The sequence below is a fragment of the Glycomyces harbinensis genome (genome assembly GCF_900101745.1).
GTDB classification, from domain to species: Bacteria; Actinomycetota; Actinomycetes; order Mycobacteriales; family Micromonosporaceae; genus Glycomyces; species Glycomyces harbinensis.
In genome coordinates this window covers 87,894-109,163 of the sequence record NZ_FNAD01000012.1, presented here as the reverse complement: position 1 = coordinate 109,163, position 21,270 = coordinate 87,894, and the positions used below count along the sequence as shown (strand labels likewise).

The 21,270-nt window shown below is 71.8% G+C and carries 19 protein-coding genes; 4 read left to right on the top strand and 15 right to left on the bottom strand.

The window, feature by feature from the left end:
- Positions 1–290 precede the first annotated feature (290 nt).
- From BLQ63_RS18825 to BLQ63_RS18815, 3 genes are all read right to left on the bottom strand, one after another.
- Positions 291–2,138 (bottom strand): ABC transporter ATP-binding protein, encoded by a 1,848-nt coding sequence (locus tag BLQ63_RS18825; RefSeq protein ID WP_091038685.1) that lies wholly within the window; start codon positions 2,136–2,138, stop codon positions 291–293.
- Complete coding sequence (locus BLQ63_RS18820) at positions 2,135–3,871, bottom strand: ABC transporter transmembrane domain-containing protein (RefSeq protein WP_143014990.1); 1,737 nt, start codon at positions 3,869–3,871, stop codon at positions 2,135–2,137. The genes BLQ63_RS18825 and BLQ63_RS18820 overlap by 4 nt, the downstream gene beginning before the upstream one ends.
- 121 nt (positions 3,872–3,992) lie before the next feature.
- Entirely contained in the window at positions 3,993–5,165 is a 1,173-nt protein-coding gene (locus BLQ63_RS18815) for a serine hydrolase domain-containing protein (RefSeq protein ID WP_177155011.1), read from the bottom strand.
- Positions 5,166–5,372: 207 nt separating this feature from the next.
- On the opposite strand from BLQ63_RS18815, the gene BLQ63_RS18810 reads away from it, so the two are divergent.
- On the top strand, positions 5,373–5,870 hold the full coding sequence (locus tag BLQ63_RS18810; RefSeq protein WP_091038669.1) for a P-loop nucleotide/nucleoside kinase family protein: 498 nt from the start codon (positions 5,373–5,375) through the stop codon (positions 5,868–5,870).
- Positions 5,871–5,951: 81 nt separating this feature from the next.
- Here BLQ63_RS18810 and BLQ63_RS18805 read toward each other — a convergent pair whose 3' ends face one another.
- Entirely contained in the window at positions 5,952–7,076 is a 1,125-nt protein-coding gene (locus tag BLQ63_RS18805; protein WP_245681015.1) for an NADH:flavin oxidoreductase, read from the bottom strand.
- A 103-nt stretch (positions 7,077–7,179) separates the two neighbouring features.
- Here BLQ63_RS18805 and BLQ63_RS18800 point away from each other — a divergent pair, with 103 nt between their 5' ends.
- Positions 7,180–7,914 carry a TetR/AcrR family transcriptional regulator gene (locus BLQ63_RS18800; protein WP_091038863.1) on the top strand — a complete coding sequence of 245 codons (735 nt, stop codon included), beginning with the start codon at positions 7,180–7,182 and terminating at the stop codon, positions 7,912–7,914.
- 29 nt (positions 7,915–7,943) lie between these two features.
- Entirely contained in the window at positions 7,944–8,375 is a 432-nt protein-coding gene (locus tag BLQ63_RS18795; RefSeq protein WP_091038665.1) for a GNAT family N-acetyltransferase, read from the top strand.
- Positions 8,376–8,379: 4 nt separating this feature from the next.
- On the opposite strand, the gene BLQ63_RS18790 is transcribed toward BLQ63_RS18795, so the two are convergent.
- The 8 genes from BLQ63_RS18790 to BLQ63_RS18755 form a co-directional block, all read right to left on the bottom strand.
- Positions 8,380–9,498 carry a response regulator gene (locus BLQ63_RS18790; RefSeq protein WP_091038663.1) on the bottom strand — a complete coding sequence of 373 codons (1,119 nt, stop codon included), beginning with the start codon at positions 9,496–9,498 and terminating at the stop codon, positions 8,380–8,382.
- 83 nt (positions 9,499–9,581) lie between these two features.
- Positions 9,582–10,388 carry an ErmE/ErmH/ErmO/ErmR family 23S rRNA (adenine(2058)-N(6))-methyltransferase gene (erm, locus tag BLQ63_RS18785; protein ID WP_091038660.1) on the bottom strand — a complete coding sequence of 269 codons (807 nt, stop codon included), beginning with the start codon at positions 10,386–10,388 and terminating at the stop codon, positions 9,582–9,584.
- A 226-nt stretch (positions 10,389–10,614) separates the two neighbouring features.
- Positions 10,615–12,120 (bottom strand): sodium/solute symporter, encoded by a 1,506-nt coding sequence (locus tag BLQ63_RS18780; RefSeq protein ID WP_091038657.1) that lies wholly within the window; start codon positions 12,118–12,120, stop codon positions 10,615–10,617.
- Positions 12,120–12,482 (bottom strand): hypothetical protein, encoded by a 363-nt coding sequence (locus BLQ63_RS18775; RefSeq protein ID WP_091038655.1) that lies wholly within the window; start codon positions 12,480–12,482, stop codon positions 12,120–12,122. Before BLQ63_RS18775 ends, BLQ63_RS18780 begins: the two co-directional genes overlap by 1 nt.
- Before the next feature lie 97 nt (positions 12,483–12,579).
- On the bottom strand, positions 12,580–13,335 hold the full coding sequence (locus BLQ63_RS18770) for a LytR/AlgR family response regulator transcription factor (protein ID WP_091038652.1): 756 nt from the start codon (positions 13,333–13,335) through the stop codon (positions 12,580–12,582).
- An 85-nt stretch (positions 13,336–13,420) separates the two neighbouring features.
- Positions 13,421–14,416 carry a sensor histidine kinase gene (locus BLQ63_RS18765; protein ID WP_091038650.1) on the bottom strand — a complete coding sequence of 332 codons (996 nt, stop codon included), beginning with the start codon at positions 14,414–14,416 and terminating at the stop codon, positions 13,421–13,423.
- A 167-nt stretch (positions 14,417–14,583) separates the two neighbouring features.
- Positions 14,584–16,260: a solute symporter family protein gene (locus BLQ63_RS18760; protein ID WP_091038647.1), complete on the bottom strand. Its 1,677-nt coding sequence runs from the start codon at positions 16,258–16,260 to the stop codon at positions 14,584–14,586.
- On the bottom strand, positions 16,260–16,613 hold the full coding sequence (locus BLQ63_RS18755; RefSeq protein ID WP_091038644.1) for a DUF485 domain-containing protein: 354 nt from the start codon (positions 16,611–16,613) through the stop codon (positions 16,260–16,262). The genes BLQ63_RS18760 and BLQ63_RS18755 overlap by 1 nt, the downstream gene beginning before the upstream one ends.
- A 294-nt stretch (positions 16,614–16,907) precedes the next feature.
- Between BLQ63_RS18755 and BLQ63_RS18750 the strand changes: the two genes are divergently transcribed.
- A complete protein-coding gene (locus tag BLQ63_RS18750) occupies positions 16,908–17,324 on the top strand; it encodes a VOC family protein (protein WP_091038643.1) in 417 nt (138 codons plus the stop codon).
- A gap of 66 nt (positions 17,325–17,390) precedes the next feature.
- On the opposite strand, the gene BLQ63_RS18745 is transcribed toward BLQ63_RS18750, so the two are convergent.
- From BLQ63_RS18745 to BLQ63_RS18735, 3 genes are all read right to left on the bottom strand, one after another.
- The gene (locus tag BLQ63_RS18745) at positions 17,391–17,846 is read right to left on the bottom strand and encodes a VOC family protein (protein ID WP_091038641.1); all 456 of its coding nucleotides are present in this window, start codon (positions 17,844–17,846) and stop codon (positions 17,391–17,393) included.
- A gap of 62 nt (positions 17,847–17,908) precedes the next feature.
- Positions 17,909–18,886 carry a sigma-70 family RNA polymerase sigma factor gene (locus BLQ63_RS18740; protein WP_091038639.1) on the bottom strand — a complete coding sequence of 326 codons (978 nt, stop codon included), beginning with the start codon at positions 18,884–18,886 and terminating at the stop codon, positions 17,909–17,911.
- A 145-nt stretch (positions 18,887–19,031) separates the two neighbouring features.
- Complete coding sequence (locus tag BLQ63_RS18735; protein ID WP_091038636.1) at positions 19,032–21,059, bottom strand: putative bifunctional diguanylate cyclase/phosphodiesterase; 2,028 nt, start codon at positions 21,057–21,059, stop codon at positions 19,032–19,034.
- Positions 21,060–21,270: the final 211 nt, after the last annotated feature.

The window sequence follows — 21,270 nt, the reverse complement described above, 5'->3', positions numbered from 1 at the left end:
CGGCCGGTGTGGGCCCGGTCCGAGAGGGCTTGCCGGGCCCTGTGATGAAGACTGCGCGAAAAGCGGTTGTCACCGATCGAGCAGGGTGGATATGACCCTCTAGCCACGGCGAATGTGACGTGATAGTCTCTCGATACTGGTTCGGAACGGGTTTCCTGGTTTCCTTTCTGTTTCCTTGCTAAGAACGAGTCGGTGGGTGTTCCGACTTGTGGTGGTGTTCTCGAGCCAGTGCAGGCCCCGGGCTTCGGCCCGGGGCCTGGTTCGTACCCGCCGCTTTCTGCGATGTTGCGCTACAAGGCGTTCCCTGCCGTGGCGAACTCGTCCTGCTCCCCCGACCTGCGGCGCTGCGCGCCTTGCGGACCGCGGTCCGCCTCGTCGCCGTGCCACGCGCGCCACAGCGCCGCGTAGTGCCCGTCGAGGGCGATGAGCTCGTCGTGGTTCCCCAGTTCGGCGACGCGGCCGTCCTCGACCACCGCGATGCGGTCCGCGTCGTGCGCGGTGTGGAGCCGGTGGGCGATCGCGATCACCGTGCGGCCCTCCAGGACAGCGGCGAGCGCGCGCTCGGTGTCGCGGGCGGCGCGCGGGTCGAGCATCGCCGTGGCCTCGTCGAGGATCACCACGTCGGGGTCGGCCAGGATGATGCGCGCGAGCGCGATCTGCTGCGCGCTCGCCGCGTCGAGCTCGCGTTCCTTGCCGCCCAAGGGCGTGTCGAGGCCTTCGGGCAGGTCGAAGGCCCAGTCGGCGCCGACGGCCGCGAGCGCCGCGTTCAGCGCCGCGTCGGTGGCGTCGGCCTTGGCGAGGATCAGGTTGTCGCGCAGGGAGGCCGTGAAGACGTGGTGCTCCTGGGTGACCAGGGTGACGCGCTTGCGGCGCTCGTCCAGCGGCAGTGCCGCGACGTCGACGCCGCCGATGGCGGCGCGCCCTTCGCGGGGCACGTCGGACCCTGAGATGAGCCGCGCCAGTGTGGACTTGCCCGCGCCCGAGGGGCCGACCACGGCGAGCCGCTGGCCGGCGGGGACGCTGAGGGTGACGCCGTGGAGGACGTCGCGCGGGCTGGTCGGGTAGGCGTAGCGGACGTCGGTCAGGTCCACGGTGCCGTCGACCGGGCGCTCGCTGGTCGCGCCGTCCCCGGTGTCCTCGGCCTCGGCGACGCCTTCGATGCGGGACATGGCCGCGAAGCCGCGCTGGACCTTCTCGACCCACATGAGGATGTGGTCGATCGGGAACATGATCTGGCGGGTCAGGACCGCGGCCGCGGCGACGGTCCCGAGGGTGATCGTGCCGTCGAAGTAGAACGCGCCGCCGACGAGCAGGACCGCCGCGGTCGGGAGCGCGTAGGCGCCGTCGAGGAACGGGAAGAAGACGCTGCGCAGGAACAGGGTGTAGCGCGCGGCGGCCCAGTGGCGGGAGACCGTCGCGTCGCCGGCGCCGTCGCGCGCCTCGCGCAGGCGGTAGGCCTCGGTGGTGCGGGCGCCGTCGGCGGAGGCGCCGATGGTGTCGCCGATCGCGGATTCGGCCTCGCGTTCGGCGAGGTAGCCGTTGCGGGCGCGCTTGAGGTACCAGCGGGTGCCGACGACCAGCGGGGGGACGACGACGAACATGCACAGGCCCAGCAGCGGGCTGGCGATGAACATGGCGGCGAGGAAGACCACGACCTTCAGGACCGACACGGTGATCTGCGGGAGGCCGTCGCGGAAGAGGACCCCGGCTTCGGGGACGTCGGCCGAGGAGCGGGTCATGAGGTCGCCGGAGCCGGCCTGCTCGACCACGGGCATCGGCAGTTTCAGTGCGCGGTCGACGAACTGGACCCGCATGCGGGCCGAGAGCCGCTCGCCGAGGCGGTGGGACACGAACGTCCCGGCCCAGGTGAAGGCCACGACGAGCACGATGGAGGCGACCAGGCCGAGGGCCAGGCGGTCGATCGCCCCGGCGTCTCCGGCGGTGAGCCGGTCGAGCATCTCGCCCAGGAGCAGCGGCGCGACCGCGGCGGCCACGGCGGCGACCAGGTGGAGGCTCACGGCGACCGCGGCGCGGCGCTTCTCGGACAGGAGCAGGCGCACGAAGGCGCGGCGCACGGCCGGGGTGTCGGCCACGGGCAGCTGGCCGGCGGCGGTCCGCTCGGGTGCGGTGGTGCTCATGCTTCCTCCCGGGAGACGAGGGCGCGGTAGTCGGGGTGCTCGGCGGCCAGGTCGTGGTGGCTGCCGGTGGCGATGACCTTGCCGCCCTGGACGAACGCGACGCGGTCGGCGCGCCCGAGCCACAGCGGCGAGGTGGTGGCGACCGCGGTGGCGAGGCCGGTGCGGGCCTCGGCGAGGCGCTCGACGATGCGGGCCTCGGTGTGCGAGTCGACCGCGGAGGTCGGTTCGCGGAGCAGGAGCGTCTCGGGGGCGGCGGCGATGGCGCGGGCCAGTCGCAGTCGCTGGCGCTGGCCGCCGGAGAGGGTGCGGGCCTGGTTGTCGAGTTCGGTGTCGAGGCCGTGCGGTAGGGACTCGACGACGTCGGCGGCGGAGGCGGCCTCGATCGCGGTGTCGACGCGGTCGCCGCCGTCGCGGGCGGCGATCGCGGCGGTGAGGGTGCCCGCGAACAGGTAGGCGTCGTGGTCGGCGACGAGCACGCGGCGGCGCAGTTCGTCGCGGTCGAGGTCGGCGACGGGCACGTCGCCGAAGCGGGCCTCGGACTCGGTGTAGCCGCCGAGGCGGTCGAAGGCCCGGGCGACCTGCTCGGAGTCGGCCGAGGCGACGGCGAGGAGTTCGCCGCCGGCCACGGTGAGGTCCGACTCGGGGTCGTGCAGTCCGGCGCCCGCGGCGGGGCCGGGGAGCGTCGCGGCGGGGGCTTCGCGCTCGGGCGTGTTCAGCAGTTCGCAGATCTTGGCGGCGGCGACGCGGCCCTCGATGATCCGGTAGGTGCAGCCGATGAGCCAGTGGACGGGCAGCAGCAGCGCGCTGGTGTAGCCGAAGGCGGCGACCATCTGGCCGGGCGTGAGGTCGCCCGCGGCGACCTGGCGGGCGGCGATCCAGATGACGACGCCGAGGAGGATCGCGGGCGTGCCTTCGCCGAGGGCGTTGAGCCACGCCTGGGGCGCGGCGACCTTGTACCCGGCTTCGCGCAGCGCCTCGGAGTCCTTGCGGTAGGAGGCGGTGAAGCGGGCCTCGCCGCCGATGCCGCGCAGGACCCGCAGGCCCGAGACGATGTCGGAGGCGCGGTTGGTGATGTCGCCGACGCGTTCCCGGTAGGCCTCCTGGCGGTCCTGGAGCTTGTTGAGGACCGGGCCGGTGACGAGGCCGACGATGAAGACGCCGATGAAGATCGTCAGGCCCAGGGCGACCGAGGTGTTGAACAACAGGACGCCGACGGCGACGAGGCCGATGATGCAGCCGGCGGTCGGCGAGAGCGAGTCGACGGCCCAGGAGATGCGGTTGATGTCGGTGGCGCCGACCGAGACGACCTCGCCGGTGGTGACCTTGCGGCGCAGGTCGTCGCCGAGGCGGTTGACCTTGCGGGTGGCGAGCTGGAGCGTCCGGTAGGAGGCGTCCATGCGCCAGTAGACGGTGAGGCGGTGGGACCAGACGATCATCGCGGCGGTGACGAGCCCGGCGCCGACCATGCCGAGGGACCAGCCGGCGAGGGCGCCCCAGTCGCGTTCGCGCAGACCGTAGTCGACGGCGCCGGTGAGGAAGAAGGGGAGCACCGGGAGCGAGCCGAGGGCGATGCCGGAGGTGATGAGCGCCGCGGTCATGAGGCCCTTGCGGCGCGTGGCGACCCAGACGAGGAACCGCCACGGCGTGATCGGCGGTTGCGTCGGGCGCCCCCTCGAACCGTCGGGTCTGAGGGGGTCGGCCATGGGCAGTTCGGGAGCGCGGAGGAACCTCACTTGCCGAGCGTAAAGGGAGGGTGTGACAACCGGCAATCGGTTAAACGGTGATGCGGCTCGCGCCGGGCGGGCGGCCGCGGCCGGGCGGGCCGGTCGCGGCCGCCCGGAGGCGGTCGCGTCGTCAGAGGGCGGCGATGATCTCGCGCGACTCGGCGACGACCGGCCCGGACGTGCGCTGCTCCCAGTGGCTGAGCGCGACGACGGTCCACTCGTCGTCGGGGAACCACTGGAGGTCGGCCGACAACCCCATGTTCGAGCCGCCGCTGATCTGGTGGACCCATGTGCCGTTGGTGATCGCGCCGGGGCCGAAGTAGGTGCCGAACGCGGTGTCGGTGCCGCCGAGCGGCGGCTTCGGCGACGAGGCGCCGGTCAGCAGGCGCAGGTGCTCGGCGCCGATGAGGTCGTGCGCGGCGGGCGCGGCGGTGAGGCGGTGCATGTCGTCGACGGTCGAGAAGGCGCCGCCGGCCGGGCCGCCGAGGTAGACGTGGTCGGCGACGACGTCGATGCGCTCGCCCTCCTCGCCGATGGGCGCGTAGGGGTGTGCGATGCGGGGGTTCTCGGTCCACTCGGGCCTGGTGCAGAAGTCCGAGTCGGCCATGCCCGCCGGTGCGAACACGTGCTCGCGGACGTAGTCGTAGTAGGTCTGCCCGGAGGCGGCCGCGATGATCGCGCCGAGGATCGAGAACCCGGTGTTGCTGTAGACGTCGCCGGTGCCGGGGGCGGCCTGGAGCGTGTCCTCGCGGATATAGCGCATGAGGCCGTCCCAGCACTCCGCCTCGCTCGCCCACTCGGCGGCCTCGTCCAGGTAGCCGTCGAGCCGCATGTAGTCGCCGAGGCCGGAGGTGTGGGTCAGCAGGTGGTGGACGGTGACGCGGTCGGCGACCTCGGCGGCGAAGCCGTCGAGGTAGTGGCCGACGGTCTGGTGGTAGGCGACGTCGCCGCGCTCCACGAGCTGGCCGATCGCGAGGCCGGTGAGGGCCTTGGTGACCGAGGCGAGGGCGTAGATCGTGTCGTCCTCGTTCGCGACGCCGGCCTCGACGTTCGCCAGGCCGTAGGAGCGGCGCAGGGTCCTGCGGCCGCGGTGGTAGACCCCGAAGGTGCCGGAGAACTGGCCGTTCTCGGCGAGTTGCCGGACGTGCCGGTCGAGTTCGCCGCCGGGCTTGAGGCTCTTGGGGACGCGCCCCGGGTCGGCGTGGGCCGCGTCGGCGGTGAGGGCGATGCCCGCGGCCACCGGGACGGCGCCGGCGGCGCCGAGCAGGGTTCGCCGCGTGGAGCGGTGTTCGCTTCTTCGCATGGGATTCCTTCGTGTCGGTCGCATGGATTGGCGCCGCCTCCGCGGGTACGCAGCGGAGGCGACGGCACCACGCTAGGGACGGCGGTGTTGCTTCGGCGTAACCGCGGACGAGATCCCTTGCGGGCGAGGGGCGACGGGCGCCGCAGGGGTTCGGCGGGCCGGGGCGAGCGGTTGCGCGGCCGCGCGCGGTGTTGCGAGACTGGGGAGATGAGAACCGAACTCGCACCGCTGCTCGCGGTCTCCGGCGCCCCGGGCGCAGGGAAGTCCACAGTGTTCAGGGAGCTGGTCGCGGTCGCCGAGGGGATGGTGGTGATCGACATCGACGAGCTGCTGGAGGAGGGCCGGCTTCTCGGCGTACTCATCGCCGCGCCCGAGGCCGAGCCTATCTGGCCCGCCTACCGGCGCATGTGGCGCCGGATCACCGACATGCCGCGCCGCGCGGGGCACCCGGTGCTGTTCTTCAGCCCCGACACGCCGAGCGACGTCGACGGGGCCACCGCGCATCTGCTGCTGGACTGCGCCGACGAGGTCCGGGCGGGGCGGCTCCAGGCCAGGGGCTGGAACCTCGACCAGATCACGCTGGCGCTGGAGGACGCGCAGGTGTACCGGGCCCAGTTCGAGGCGGTCGTCTACACCGACGACGCCGAGCCGCCGGAGGTCGCCGAGCGTGTCCTGGAGTGGGCGAAGATCTTCGCGCCGCAGTGAGGGTCCGGCCCGCGCGGGTGCGGGCCCGCGCGGGCCGGAGTCATGGCCGAGCATCCCCGGCCCGGGATGCTCGATCAGGCCTTAGGCGAGGGACTGGAGGTGGTTGATCGCGAACACCTCGGTCGCCTCGCCGCGCATGACCTTGCCGGGCCAGTCGGGGTCGGCGATGAGGCTGCGGCCCACCGCGATGAGGTCGAACTCGTCGTTCTCCATGCGGTCGAGGAGCTTCTCGATGCCGGTGGAGCCGGGCGTGAAGGCCATGCCCTGGGGGCCGGTGAACTCCCTGTCGAGGCCGACCGAGCCGACCGAGACGACGGGCTTGCCGGTGAGCTTCTTGGTCCATCCGGCCAGGTTGAGGTCGGAGCCGTCGAACTCGGGGAGCCAGTAGCGGCGGGTGGAGGCGTGGAACGCGTCGACCCCGGCGTCGGTGAGCAGGGCCAGGAGCTCGCCCAGCTGCCCGGGGGTGTCGGCGAGGCGGGCGTCGTAGGCGCCGCCCTTCCACTGCGAGAAGCGGAAGAGGACGGGGAAGTCGGGCGAGACGGCGGATCGGACGGCCGCGACGGCCTCGGCGGCGAAGCGGGTGCGGGAGGCGAGGTCGCCGCCGTAGGCGTCGGTGCGGTGGTTGGTGCCGGCCCACAGGAACTCATCGATGAGGTAGCCGTGGGCGCCGTGGATCTCGACGGCGTCGAAGCCGATCCGCTCGGCGTCCGCCGCGCTCTGGGCGTACGCGGCGATCACGGCTTCGATGTCGGCCCCGGTCATGGCGCGGCCCTTGGGGTTGCCTGCCAGGTCGAGCCCTGAGGGGCTGAGCACGTCGGCTTCAGGGACCGGGCCCGAGCCGGGGTCGCGGGCGGCGCCGACGTGCCACAGCTGCGCGGCGATCGTGCCGCCGGCCTCGTGGACGGCGTCGACCGCGCGCTTCCAGCCCGCGAGCTGCTCTTCGCCGTGGACGCGCGGGACCTTCTTGCCGGCCCAGGTGCTCTCGTGTCCGATGTAGGTGCCTTCGGTCACGATGAGCCCGACGCCTCCGGCGGCCCGCCGGGCGTAGTAGGCGGCGACGTTCTCGCCGGGGATGCCGCCGGGCGAGAACTCCCTGGTCATGGGCGCCATGACGACGCGGTTGCGCAGTTGGAGGCCGTTGATCGCGTACGGGCGGGCGAGCAGTCGTTCGGCTCGGACCGCGGTGCTCGGGCGGCTGTCGTTCACGGAGAACTCCTTGTGTACATCGTATCTGACAGATACAACGTACACTGAAGGAGACGGTGTCCACCACTGCTACCGTGTGACGACGAGCCCGGAGGTGACGGCCATGGCGGACAAGGCGACCGAGACCGAACCGGTCACGCTCTGGGAGCGCCTCGAACGTCCCGCCCGCGCGCCCCGCCAGCGCCTGTCGGGGCGGATCATCGCCGCGAAGGCGGTCGCGATCGCCGACGACCAGGGCCTCGAAGCGGTCACCATGCGCAACCTCGCGACGGCGCTGGAAGTCGCCCCGATGGCCGCGTACCGGTTCGTCAACGGCAAGGACGACCTGCTCGCGCTCATGGTCAACGAGGTGCACGCCGAACTGGCGATCCCCGAGGGCGAGTGGCGGGACGTGCTGCGCGCGTTCGGCCTCCAGACCCGCGACCTCATGCGGCGCCACCGCTGGCTCGCCCAGCTCCCGCCGCACGTGGCGATGTCGCCGACGCCGAACCGGCTCGCGGCGATGGAGCGGGCGCTCGCCTCGCTCGACGGGCGCGGCCTGGACGTCGAGGGGATCATGACGGCGGTGCGCACGGTCGACGCGTACGTCCACGGCGCGGTCGGCGACGAGGCTGCGATGTCCGACATGATGGAGGTCTGCCAGGTGCAGAGCCGCCAGGCGGTCAAGGAGGCGCTGGGGCCGCAGCTGCAGTGGATGCTCGCCACCGGGCGGTTCCCGGTCTACGAGCGGTACATCTACGAGGCCGGCTGCGCGGAGGATCCGCAGCAGTTCTTCGGCGCCGGACTCGAACTCGTCCTCGACGGCATCGGCGCGTGCCTCGACCGCGCCGAGGACTGAACCGGTCTCCGCGTCCATAGGATGCGGTCATGGAGATCATCGACATCGAGCCCGGCGACGCCCGGATCACCGCCGAACTGCTGCCGGTGCTGCGCGAACTGCGCCCGGATCTGACCGCGGAGGCCTACGTCGGCGTGTACGACGAGGGGTACGGGCAGGGGCTGCGCTTCACCGGGGCTTACACGGACGAGGGCCGCTGCGTCGGGGTGGCAGGCTGGCGCGTCGTGGCGAACACCAACCGGCTGCGGATGCTGTACGTCGACGATCTGGTCACCGCCGCCGAGGCCCGCTCGACCGGGGTGGGGCGCGCGCTGCTGGGGTATCTGGAGGAGCGGGGCCGCGAACTCGGCTGCACGGCGCTCCATCTGGACTCGGGCACGCACCGCCGTGACGCGCACCGGTTCTACATGCGCGAGCGGATGACGATCGCGGCGTTCCACTTCGCCAAGGAACTCGACTAAGGCCCTAGTTGCCCTTGAGGCGGTCGAGCCAGGTCTGGCCGGTGTGCGCCTGCTGGCTGCGGCGGGTGCCCACGATGTCGACCACGGTGTCCACCAGCTTCTCCGGGCTGTTCGTCGTGATGACGACGCGCGGATGGAGTTCGGCGTTGGGGTGCGAGGAGTAGAGGACCGCGGGCGTGGGGACGCCGACGGCGATCATCTGGTCGAGAAGGTGGATGCCGGCCGAGCTGCCGTTGGCCTCGTTGATGCGGCGCAGGTCGGTGATGACCAGGTCGTAGGAGCGGTCCTTGAGCGCCAGCATCGCCCGGGCGGTCGAGACGACGGCGTCCACAGTGATCCCGGCGGTGCGGAACAGGCGGATGAGCGGCTCGTTCCACTCCGGGTGGTCGTCGGCCCACAGGATCGCGCCGCCTTGGAGGAGGTCGGCCGAGAGCGCGAGCCGGGTGGCGGCGCGCAGACCGCGCTGGTCGGCCGACGGCGGCTGCCGCTGGTAGGCGGAGGGCATCGCGTACGGCGGCAGCGGTGCGGCTGCGGCGTAACGGGATCGGCTGCCGGGCACCGGCTGGCCGTAGTAGGAGCCGCCGGAGGCGGCTCCGCTCACCGGGTAGACGGGCGGGACCTGCTGCGTGGGTTGCGGCTCGGTCATGGGGACCGGGGGGTTGTCGTCGTGCTTCTTGCCGGCGTTCGCGTTGTCGGCGGGACCGTCGGCGGGCGGCGTGGCGAGCGGTTTGGCGGCCGGGTCGGCGGGGGGCTCGGTCGGGAACGGCTCCTCGTCCTCCTCTGCGGCGTCGGCGGTCTCGGTGTAGGGCGGCGAGGCGGGGCCGGCCGGGACGGGGCCCGCGTAGGGCGGCTCGGCGGGGACGGGCTGCGCGGGGACGTTGAACAGCGAGGACCAGTCCGGTTCGGGGACGGCGATCTGCTGCTGCGCGGGGCCGCGCACGGCGGCCTGCTCGATGGCCTGCTGGGCGAGTTCGACGGTGACCCAAGGGGTCTCGATCTTGCTCATGCGCGGGGCCTGCTGCGTGAAGATGCGCTTGGCGACGGCCAGCGCGATGAAGCCGAAGCCGATCCAGAGGAAGGCCGGGAGCACCTTGATCAGTTCGATCCAGACGGCTTCGCTCATCAAAGGCTCCAAAAAGGGGGTACCGGGGCCGGGCGACTCCACCTTAAACGGCAACCGCAACCGGCCCCCGACCCCCTTGACCCCTATTCGGTGAGGGCTTTGAACAGGGTGATCCAGCGGTCGGGCGGGACCAGGCCCACCGGTTGGTCGCGCGCGATGCCCGCTTCGGCGCACGCGCCGGAGGCGGCGCGGGAGGAGACGACGCGCCGCAGCGAGGCCCAGAGCGAGCCGCCCACGCCCGAGAAGCCGAGGTCGACCAGGTCCCGGTAGTCGGTCAGGTCGGCCTCGGGCAGCAGGGGTTTCTGGCGGCGGCGGACGTGGATCACCGCGGCGTCGACCGCGGGCACGGGGCGGAACAGCCGGCGGCCGATCCTCATGCCGAGGTCGAACCGGTGCTCGGGCCAGGCGGTGACCGCGAGTCGGGTCCAGCGGCCGTAGTCGCCGGTGTGCTTGCGCGCGAACTCGAGCTGGGTGACGAGCGTGGCGTCGGTGAGGCGGCGCGCGTCCAGGCACCAGCGGACGATGTCGGTGGTGATGCCGAAGGGCGCGTTGGCGACCACCATGAAGGGCTCGCGGGGCTCGCTCGCGTCCCGGAAGTCGCCCAGGTGGCAGCTGAAGTGCTCGTGGTGGCCGAGCCTCGAGCGCAGGCGCTCGGCGAAGTGGCGGTCCTTCTCGTAGGCGATCACTCGGCGGGCGCGGGCGAGCAGCGGCCGGGTGATCATGCCGTCGCCGGGTCCGACCTCGACGACGAGGTCGTCGGGGCCGACGCCGGAGGACTCGACGAGGCGGCGGGCCACGGCCGAGTCGGTGAGGAAGTTCTGGGACAGGGTCTTGCGGGTCGACGCATTCTGGCGGGCGCGCGGGTCGTTGCGGGAATGGCTGCGGGACATGGGAGTCCTCCGTGCGGAGTAGTCGAATCAGGACCTGTGATTCGCCTAGGCCGGTGGAAGGCACCGCAAAGGAACGGCTTGCCGCCGTGGAAGATGCGGGCGAGGGCCTAGGCCGCCGCGCGCAGCCTGATGAAATACGGGCCGAACGCGACGCACGCGTTCAACCCGGGACTCCCTGACATGCGGCCCACGATAGCCCGGCGAGGGCGGGCTGTCGAACCGGTTTTCAGTCGGTGCGGCGGGCGCGCGGGATCGCCCCGGTGTCGCCGGTGGAGTAGCGGCCGGGCACGTGCAGGCGCAGCACCGCGTCGCTGGCCCAGTCGGGGACCGAGCCGGGCCGGGAGGCCGCGGCCATGGTGGCGAACGCGAGCGGCACCGTCCACAGCGCCGGCTGCGACAGCAGGATCGAGATGACGCCCGGTTCGAGGTCCAGGACCACCGAGGCCAGCGCGGCGCCCGTGGAGGAGCCCGCGCCGACGAGGAGGCCGACCGTGGCGCCGGTCGCGGTCAGGCCGCGCCACCAGATGCCGAGGGTCAGCAGGGGGCAGAAGGTCGAGGCGGCGACCGCGAAGGCCCAGCCGACCAGGACGTTGATGTCGACTTCGGCGGCGGGCAGCGACAGTGCGACGGCCAGGGCCGTGCCGACGGCGACGCCCAGGCGCAGCCGGGAGAGCGAGCCGCCGAACAGGTCGTGCGACAGGCCGCCGGCGAGGGCGAGCAGGAGGCCCGAGGAGGTCGACAGGAACGCCGCGAACGCCCCGGCGGCGACCAGGGCGGTCAGGACCGCGCCGAGGGTGCCGGGGGCGATGGCGCCCGGCACGAGGACGGGGACGACGTCGGTCTCCTCGGGGTCGGGGGTGACGACGCGGCCGAGGAGCCCGTAGACGATCGGGAACAGGTAGAACACGCTCAGCAGGACGATCACGGAGACGGCGACGCGGCGGGCCGCGCGGGCGCCCGCGACGGTGTGGAAGCGCATGACGACGTGCGGCAGTCCCATGGCGCCCAGGGTGGTCGCGACGAGGACCGAGATCGTGGCGAGCAGCGAGTGGCCCGAGCCGTCGAGGTCAAGGAGCGGCCGGGCCCAGTCGGGGTCGGCGGAGACGGGCTCGAGCGCGGCTTCGCGGCGGTCGGACCCGGCCAGGACGATGAGGAACACCGCGGGCCCGGCGATGAACGCGAGCTTCACGATGTAGTGGAAGGCCTGCACGTAGGTGGCCGAGCGCATCCCGCCGACGGCGATGGTCGAGGAGACCACGAGCCCGGCGCCGACCACGCCGATCCAGTAGGGGATGCCGGAGACGAGTTCGAGCACGACGCCGGCGGCCTTGAACTGCGGCAGGAGGTACAGCAGCATGATGACGAGGACGACCAGGCCGCACATGCGGCGGATGCGCGGCGACCCGAGCCGGTATTCGGCGAAGTCGGGGACGGTGTAGGCGCCACTGCGGCGCATCGGGCCCGCCACGAGCGCGGCGACGAGCACGTACCCGGCGGTGAAGCCCACGGCGTACCACATCGCGCCCACGCCGTTCTTGACCAGCAGGCCGGCCAGGCCGAGCACCGAGGCGGCCGAGACGTACTCCCCCGCGATGGCCAGGGCGTTCCAGCCGGGCACGATGCTGCGGGAGGCGACCAGGAAGTCCGGTGTGGACCGTGCGGCCCGCACGCCCCAGACGCCGATGACGACGCTGGCGGCGAGCACCAGGCTGATGGAGGCCAGGCCGAGCATCAGGCCCCGTCCTCGGGGTCGGCGAGGTGGTCGTCCTCGATGCGCTCGGCGCGGCGCACGTGGACGGCGGCGAGGGCGAGCAGGACCGGGTAGGGCGCGAAGAACAGGACGGCCCAACCCAGGCGGCCCGGGGTGAGGACGGCGGCGGTCAGCAGCACGGCCAGGGAGAGCACGAGGGCGGCGGCGGTGCGGACGGCGAGGCGGCGCTGGCGGCGCAGGGCGCGTTCGGCCGCGGCGAGGTCGATCGCCGAGGAGGGGACGGGCGGGCGGCCGGCGAGATGGGAGAGGCGCCCCATCGCGTCGGAGCCCCGGCGCTGGGCGAGCCGGGTCTGCGGGCTGGTGACGCGGGTCCGCTGGTTCACGGCGGCTCCGGTGCGGTCGCGTGCGGACCGCGTTCACCCGGGTTCGGGGAGGGGCGGGCGGCCCTCGATGCGGGGTGGCGGCGGGTGGGGGTCGGGGTCATCGTCGGCCGCGCGCGGCTTCCAGGAGGCGGTCGCGCAGCTGCCGGGAGTGGCGGCGGCTCACCGGGACCTCGCCGGCGTCGGTGACGGCCACGAGCCCGGCCGTGGAGGTCACGCGCAGCTCGGTCACGGCGGCGAGGTTGATGAGGAAGGACCGGTGCGCGCGCACGAATCCGGCGGCGTCCCAAACCTGTTCGAGGTAGGTCAGGGACTGGCGCAGCAGGTGCGAGGCCTGGCCGGTGTCCTTCTGGGCGCAGTGGAGGCGGACGTAGTCGCCGTGGGCCTCGGCGTAGGCGATGTCGTCGCGGCGCACGAAGACGGTGCGCCCGGCGAGTTCGACCTGGACGACGGCGAGGTCGTCGGCCTTGTCCCCCGCCGCGGGCGGGCCGGGTCGGCGGCCGATGCGGGCGACGGCCTCGGCGAGGCGCTCGGGCCGGAAGGGCTTGAGGAGGTAGTCGGCGGCGCCGAGTCCGAAGGCCTCGACGGCGTGGTTGTCGTAGGCGGTGACGAACACGATCGCGGGCGGGTCCGAGAGGCGTTTGAGGATGCGCGCGACGTCCATGCCGGTGAGGCCAGGCATGGCGATGTCGAGGAACACCGCGTCGAAGGTGCCGCCGCCGAGGAGGCGGACGGCCTCGTCGCCGCCGGCGGCGCTGACGACGTCGCCGACGCTGGGCAGTTCGGCGAGCTGGGTGGCGAGTTCGGCGCGGGTCGACGGCTCGTCTTCGACGACGAGCACGCGCAGTGCGTTCATCGGCGTTCACTCCGGTTCGGGGGAGGCCCCGCGAGGCGGGTCGGCTCGGATCGGGGGCGAATGGCGGTTCGGCGGGGCGTGCGGGTCATGCGTGCACTCCTCGGGCGTAGCGGGGGATCCTGACGGTGGCCTTGGTGCCGGCGCCGGGCGCGGTGTCGAGCCACAGGCCGTACTCGGGGCCGTAGACGGCCCGCAGGCGCCGGTCCACGTTCGCCAGCCCTATGCGCCCGGCGCCCTGGCGGCTGCCGGTCAGGATCGCCTTGGCCGTCTCCGGCTCCATGCCCGCGCCGTCGTCCTCGATCTCGATGACGCACAGGGCCCCTTCGGAGAAGCCGCGCACGGCGATGTGGCCGGTGCCGGGCCGCGACTCGAAGCCGTGGCGGACGGCGTTCTCCACCAGCGGCTGGACCACCAGGAACGGGATGGGCACGGGCAGGACCTCCGGGGCTATGCGCACGGTGATGTCGAGTCGGTCGTCGAAGCGGGCCCGCTGGAGCTCGAGGTAGGTCTGCACCGCCTGGAGCTCGTCGGCCACGGTCGCGTAGTCGCCGGTGTTGGCGAAGGAGTAGCGCAGGTAGTCCGAGAAGTCGGTGAGCAGCTCGCGGGCGCGCTCGGGATCGGTGCGGGTGTGCGCGCTGATGGCGGCGAGGGCGTTGTGCATGAAGTGGGGCGAGATCTGGGCGCGCAGGGTGCGCAGGTCGGCGGCGGCGATGCGGTCGCGGGAGCGGTCGAGGTCGGCGTGGTCGAGCGCCGAGGCGACCAGGTGCGCGGCCTCGGCGAGTTCGGCGTCGGAGACGTCCCCGGCGACGACGAGGCACCCGACGACGTCGCCCGAGACCACCAGCGGCGCGCCCCGCAGCGGCGGGGCGGTGACCGGTTCGAGCACGTCGAGGGTCTCCACCAGGAGGCTTTGGGCCGCTTCGGCGTCGAGGTTCCCCGAGACGGCCAGGAAGCGCTCGCAGTCGGCCAGTCCGACCGCGTCCGCCGCCAGGAGCCGAGCGAGCCGGCGGGACGCGGTCTGGGCGCCTTTGTCGGTGAGGCCGTCGGCAAGCGCCTCGCCGATCTGGCGCGAGAGCCTCATGGCGGCCAGCGTCGCCGCGCCGCCGGCGCGCCGTCGTTGGCGTTGAGGGGATCTCGCTATCACCTGCTCACTGTAACGTGGCGCACATTAGCGCCCGCCGAAGAACCCCCGGCGGGCGCTGAATGGGCGGGGAGGGCCGCCCCGGCCCTCCCCGCCCCGGGGCAGACTCAGTGATCCACGGCCCGCTCCGAGCCCGCGCCGGTCAGTGCCCTCACCTGGAGGGTCTGGAACCGATCGGTACGGGACTCATCGCTCGTCAGCGTGCCGACCACGGCGCAGACGAGACCGAGCGGGATGGAGACCAAGCCCGGGTTCGACATCGGGAACCATGCGATGTCGACCCCTTCGCCGAGCAGCGAGGTTTCGGCTCCGGAGAACACCGGAGAGAAGACGACCAGCGTCAGTGAGGCGATGAGGCCGCCGTAGATGCCCCAGAGGGCGCCGTTGGTGTTGAACCGCTTCCAGAACAGGCTCAGCAGCAGCGTCGGCAGGTTCGCGGAGGCGGCGACGGCGAACGCGAGGCCCACCAGGAACGCCACGTTCAGGTTCTGGGCGAAGATCGCCAGCACGATCGCGACGATGCCGATGCCGATCGAAGCGAGCTTCGCGACGCCGACCTCCTGGCGTTCGGTGGCTTTGCCCCGCTTGATGACGCTGTTGTACAGGTCGTGCGCCAACGACGAGGACGAGGCGATGACCAGCCCCGAGACCGTCGACAGGATCGCCGCGAACGCCGCCGAGGCGATGATCGCGAGCATGACGGCGCCGAGCGTCGAGCCGCCGACGTCGCCGCCGACGACTTCGGCGAGTTGCGGAGCGGCGGTGTTCCCCGCCGGGTTCTGGGCGGTGATCGCCTCGACCCCGACGATCGCGGCCGCGCCGAAGCCGAGCACGAGCGTCATGAGGTAGAACGCGCCGATCAGGCCGATGCCCCAGTTGATGGACTTGCGGGCGATGCGGGCGTCGGGGACGGTGTAGAACCGGATGAGCACGTGCGGGAGGCCCGCGGTGCCCAGGACCAGCGCGATCCCCAGGCTGAGGAGGTCGAGCTTGTTCCACATGGTCTGGACCGCGTCGCCCGGGACCTCCACGCCGTAGCGCAGGCCCGGTTCGAGGAACCCGGCCTGGCCGGAGGCGGCGGCGGCGTCACCGAGGAGTTCGGAGACGTTGAAGCCGTACTGCCCCAGGACCATGACGGTGAGCACAGCGGCGCCGCCGACGAGGATGCAGGCCTGGAAGATCTGGACCCAGGTGTTGCCCTTCATGCCGCCGAGGGCGACGTAGAGGGTCATGATCAGCCCGACGAAGACGATGCCGACGATCTTGGCGGTCTCGGCGTCCATGCCGAGGAAGGTCTGGCCCTCCTTGATGCCCAGCAGGAGCGCGATGAGCGCGCCCGCGCCCACCATCTGCGCCAGCAGGTAGAAGATCGACACGCTCAGGGTGGAGACGGCCGCGGCCGTGCGGACCGGGCGCTGGCGCATCCGGAACGAGAGCACGTCGGCCATCGTGAATCGGCCGGTGTTGCGGAGCATCTCGGCGACCAGGAGGAGCGCCACGAGCCACGCGACGAGGAAGCCGATCGAGTAGAGGAAACCGTCGTAGCCGAACAGGGCGATCGTCCCGGCGATGCCGAGGAACGAGGCCGCGGACATGTAGTCGGAGGCGATCGCGAAGCCGTTCTGCCACGCGGAGAAGCCGCGCCCGCCGGAGTGGAAGTCGGTGGCGGTGCGGGTGTAGCGGTGGCCCCAGATGGTGATTCCGATGGTGATCGCCACCGTGAGCAGGAACAGCACCATCGTCAGAGTGCGGCCGGTGCCTTCGGCCTGCGCGAGGATGTCCATCAGTTGTCCTCCCCGTAGTGGATCGCGTCGTGGAGCTCGGTCGCCTTGGGGTCGTAATGGCGGGCCGCGTAGCGCGAGTAGCCCCAGGCGATGGCGAAGGTGGAGAGGAATTGTCCGAGGCCCAGCACGAGGGCGACGTTGATGTGACCGAAGAGGACCGTTCCCATGAAGTCGCGGGCGTAGGCGGACAGGAGAACGTAGAGCAGGTACCAGGCGAGGAAACCGAAGGTGGCGGGGACGATGAACCGGAACAGGCTGCGCTTGAGCTCGGTGAAGCGGGGGTCGTCGTACTTGGCGGCGAGCTGTTCGTCGGTGACCTCGGGCGGGGGTCCATCACGAGTGGGCGTTGCCATCGGGCCTTCCTCCTTGAAGGGTTGCCGTGTCGGCTTCGGGTCTGGCGCGAGTCGGCACGGTGACGGGTTTACAAGGAACCTATGAGGCGCGCGGGGCACTGAGAAGCATCGATGTGACGTGGGTCGCCGGAGCGTCGCCATCCTGCGGCGAGGGCGCGACGAGACGTCGGCGAACGGGCGGTGAGCGGTCGGCGGGCGGTCGGTGCGATTCCCTGCGCGCGAACGATGAATCAGGCGTGCGGATCTCGTCTCAACGGGGAAGGGCACCGGAACCCCCGAACGAAGGAGCGGCCCATGGCGACCAAGATGATCTTCCTGAATCTGCCGGTGGCGGACCTGGCCGCGGCGAAGTCGTTCTACGGGGCGCTCGGCTGGAGCATCAACCCCGAGTTCACCGACGAGAACGCCGCCTGCGTGGTGGTGGACGCCAACATCTGCCTGATGCTGCTCACCAAGGACTTCTACACCACCTTCGCGGAGCGCCCGATCGCCGACACCGGCACGTACTCGGCGGCGGCGTACGCCCTGGCGCTGCCGGCCAGGGAGGCCGTGGACGAGCTGACGGACGCCGCCCTCGCGGCGGGCGGCACCGAGGAGACGAGCAAGCAGGAGCGGCGCGTCCAGGAGGCCGAGGTCGGCATGTACGGCCGCACCTTCATCGACCTCGACGGCCACCAATGGGAACCGTTCTACATGCCGTACCCGCAGTAACAAGGGCCGCAAGGAAACCGGAGACGATGAGGGCCGCCCCGCCGTCGCAGGGGCGGCCCTTCGCCGTCAGGAGTGGACGCAGAACTCGTTGCCTTCGGGGTCGCCGATGACGACCCAGGTGGCGCCGCCTTCGTCGAAGCGGTCGCTCAGGCGCGTCGCGCCGAGGGCGACGAGGCGCTCGACCTCGGCGTCGATGTTGTCGATGCCGACGTGGAGGTCGAGGTGGATGCGGTTCTTGACGGTCTTGGGCTCGGGCACGACCTGGAAGAGCACGCGCATGCCCGTGGTCCTGCCGGTCGCCGGGTCCAGCGGAGCGTCGGGGTCGTTGACCGCCGCGAACTCCTTGAACGCCCGGCGCCCGTCGACCTCGGTGAGGATCTCCTCCTCGATGAGCCCCTGGTCGAGCAGGTTCGCGATGAGTTCTGAGTGGTCCTCCACGCGGTAGCCCATCGCCTCGGCCCAGAAGGCCGCGAGCAGGTGGGGGTCGGCGCAGTCGACGCAGATCTTGAAGTGAACAGCCATACCGCGAGCTTAGGTCGGGGGTACGACGGCCGCCCCGCTTTCGCGGGGCGGCCGTCGCCCGCTCAGGACTCGCGGTACTCGCTCGCGAGGCCGAACAGCGGGAAGAGCCGCGCGGTGTCGAGGAAGTAGTTGAGTCCGGCGATCCTGCCCTCCCGGATCTCGAGGACGGTGATGGACCAGGGCGTCCACAGGCCGGGCTCGTCGTCGCTCGGCTTGTAGTGGCCGAAGGCCGGGAGACCGTTGGCGCCCACGGGGACGAGCTTGGAGCCCCGGCAGGCCGAACCGGTGCCGAGCATGAACTCGGCGACGGCGGCGTGCCCCTGGACCCACAGCGGGAACGGCGGCATCGAGAGGGCCACGTCCTGCGTGCACAGGGCCGTCAGTGCGGTCATGTCGAAGGCCTCGAAGGCGCTCACGTAGCCGTCGACGAGCTTGCGCGCCTCCGCGTCGTCGACCGAGTAGTCGTCGGTGGGCCGCGCGTTGACCTGCTCCATCGTGGCGCGCGCCCGCTGGAGGGCCGAGTTCACCGAGGCGGGGCTGATCTGGAGGGTCTCGGCGGTCTCGGCCGCGGAGAAGCGCAGGACCTCGCGCATGAGCATCACCGCGCGCTGCTTGGCGGGCAGGTGCTGCACGGCCGCGACGAACGCGAGCCGCAGCGTGTCCTTGGCCTCGGCCGCGGCGGCCGGGTCGGCGCCGAAGGCCATCGAGTCGGGGATCGGCTCGACCCACATGTAGTCGGGCTCGGGCGCCGGCAGGGGCGTGCCGGCGTCTGAGGCGGGGGCGAGGTCCATGGGCCGGGCCCGGCGCTGCGGGCCCTTGATCATGTCCAGGCACACGTTGGTGGTGATCTTGTAGAGCCACGAGCGCAGGGAGGAGCGTCCCTCGAAGGCGCCGTGGGACTTCCAGGCCCGGGTGAAGGCCTCTTGGACGGCGTCCTCGGCCTCGAACGAGGAGCCGAGCATCCGGTACGCGTAGGCGCACAGTTCGCGGCGGTGCGGCTCGAACTCGGCCAGCACCTCGTCGTTGAGTGCAACGTTCATGCAGACAGCCTTACACAGGCCACCGACAATCGGCCAGACGGTGCGCGAACCCTCCCGCACAGGCCAGCGGGTGTCCGAAAACTCCCTTGTGGGACCCGGGCGCGTCCGCGGACGGGGAGGTTCGCGAACACTCCTCGGGCAGGCGCTACCGCTCTTTGCGGCGGTCGGCCATCCAGCGTTCGAACGCGTCCGCGCTCATCGGCTTGGCGAAGTGCCACCCCTGGCCGGCGTGGCAGCCCCAGCCCTCCAGCTGCTTGCGGACCTTCTCGTCCTCGACGCCCTCGGCGACCACCTCGACGTCCAGGGCGCGGCCCAGGTCGATCGTGGTGGAGACGATCGCGGCGTTGTCCGGGTCGTCGCTGAGGGTGGTCACGAAGGACTTGTCGATCTTGATCTCGGTGACCGGCAGCCGGCGCAGGTGCTGCATCGAGGAGAAGCCGGTGCCGAAGTCGTCGAGGCTGATGCCCACGCCGAGGTCGGAGAGGCGCTGCACGTTGACGACCACGCGCCGCGGGTCGGCCATGAGCGCCGACTCGGTGATCTCCAGTTGGAGCTTCTCCGCGTTCACGCCGTACGCGTCGATGCGCTCGGTCAGGAAGTCGGTGAACTCCGGCGACTGGAGGTCGCGGACCGAGACGTTCACGGCCATGCGCAGGTCGTACCCGGACTCGTTCCAGGACCGGAGCTGGCGCAGGGCGATGTCGACGACCCGCTCGGTGAGCATCCGCATCACCGAGGAGTGCTCGGCGGTCTCGATGATCTCGGCCGGGTTCACCACGCCCCGTTCGGGGTGGTGGTAGCGCAGCAGGGCCTCGGCCCCGATGACCGCGCCGTCCACCAGGCGCACCTGCGGCTGGTAGAAGAGGTTCACGCCGGGCGCGTCGGGGTGGTCCAGGGCCCGGCGCACGTCGCCCAGGAGCAGGAGCCGCTCGGGCGAGTGGTGGTCGAACTCGGGCGCGTAGCGCGCGAACGAGGAGGCGCGCTGCTTCGACTCGTACATCGCGATGTCGGCGTGGCGGAACAGGGTCTGGAAGTCGGGGCCATCGTCGGGGAAGACCGCGATGCCGACCGAGCCGTCCACCTCGATGCTCGCGTCGCCCAGGACGATCGGGGCGTCCAGGCGGGCGCGGATCTCGCGGGCGCACTCCATCGGGTCGGTCATGCCGTCGAGTTCGCCCCACACGAAGGCGAACTCGTCGCCGCCGAGGTGGGCAATGGCCTTGCCGGGCGGGATGTCGGTCTGGAAGCGCTTGGCGAGCTCGACCAGGAGCTGGTCGCCCACTTCGTGGCCGAGCGCGGAGTTGACGTCGGCGAAGCGGTCGAGGTCGAGGATGAGCAGGGCCACCGCGGTGTGGGTCTCGGCGGCGTCGGCGAGCTTGCCGTCGACGAACTCCTGGAAGCCCTTGCGGTTGAGCAGGCCCGTCAGCGGGTCGCTGTCGGCCTCGCGCTCGCGGTCGGCGGCGGTCTGGAGGATGCGGTACACGGCGAAGATGGGGATCGCCGAGGCCGCCACCAGCCACCAGGACGCGGTGGCCGCGGTCGCGAGGATGGGCGCGATCGCGACCTGGGTAGCGCGCAGCGCCCATTCGCTCTTGAGCCACTGCCAGAACAGGTCGTGCCACGGGACGCGGGTGCGCAGGCTCTGGCGCATCGCGACCAGGGAGCTGCTGGTCAGCGTCCAGGCCGTGCCCGCGGCGAAGACCGCGAGCAGCTGGGCCACGCTGCCGCTCCAGACCTCGCCGCCGCCGATGCCGAGCCACACGAACCAGCCGACGCACAGCGCGATGCCCTGCTGCGAGGCGTTGAAGACCATCCGCCAGGCCGAGGACTTGATCTGCATGGACAGCACCACGATCGCCCCCGTCTGGACGATCAGCGCGGGGACGAAGCCCCAGGTGATCATCGTGGCGAGGACGTAGACGAGGTAGATCGAGGCGATCGGCGACATCCACAGCCCGCCCCAGCGGGTGGGCCTGAACTCGGCCACGAGGGCGAGTCCGGCGGTGAGCCAGAAGGCGAAGGGCACGTCGAACCAACCGCTCGCGGGCGCGCCTTCGCGCACGGCGGTGAAACCGGCGCCGACGACCGCGCACACGGCGACCGCCGACATGAAGCCGTAATACCGGCCCGGATGCTCTCTCGGCGCAGTGTTGCGCATGAGCGTCGTGGCCATATCGCTCCTCCCACTGCCACGGCCTTCCGCGGTGACGCGCCAGAATCACCTCGGACAGGTCGTGGCCGACTCCTCTGTCATATCGCGAATTCCGCTCCCAGACAACGCTGGGGGCACATGCGGCACACTTGTGACCAGGCGCGACATGCTCGTAACAGAAACCGTTATCCATTCGTCGGCGGCAGGGTACCCCGAGGTCGATTTCGGACTC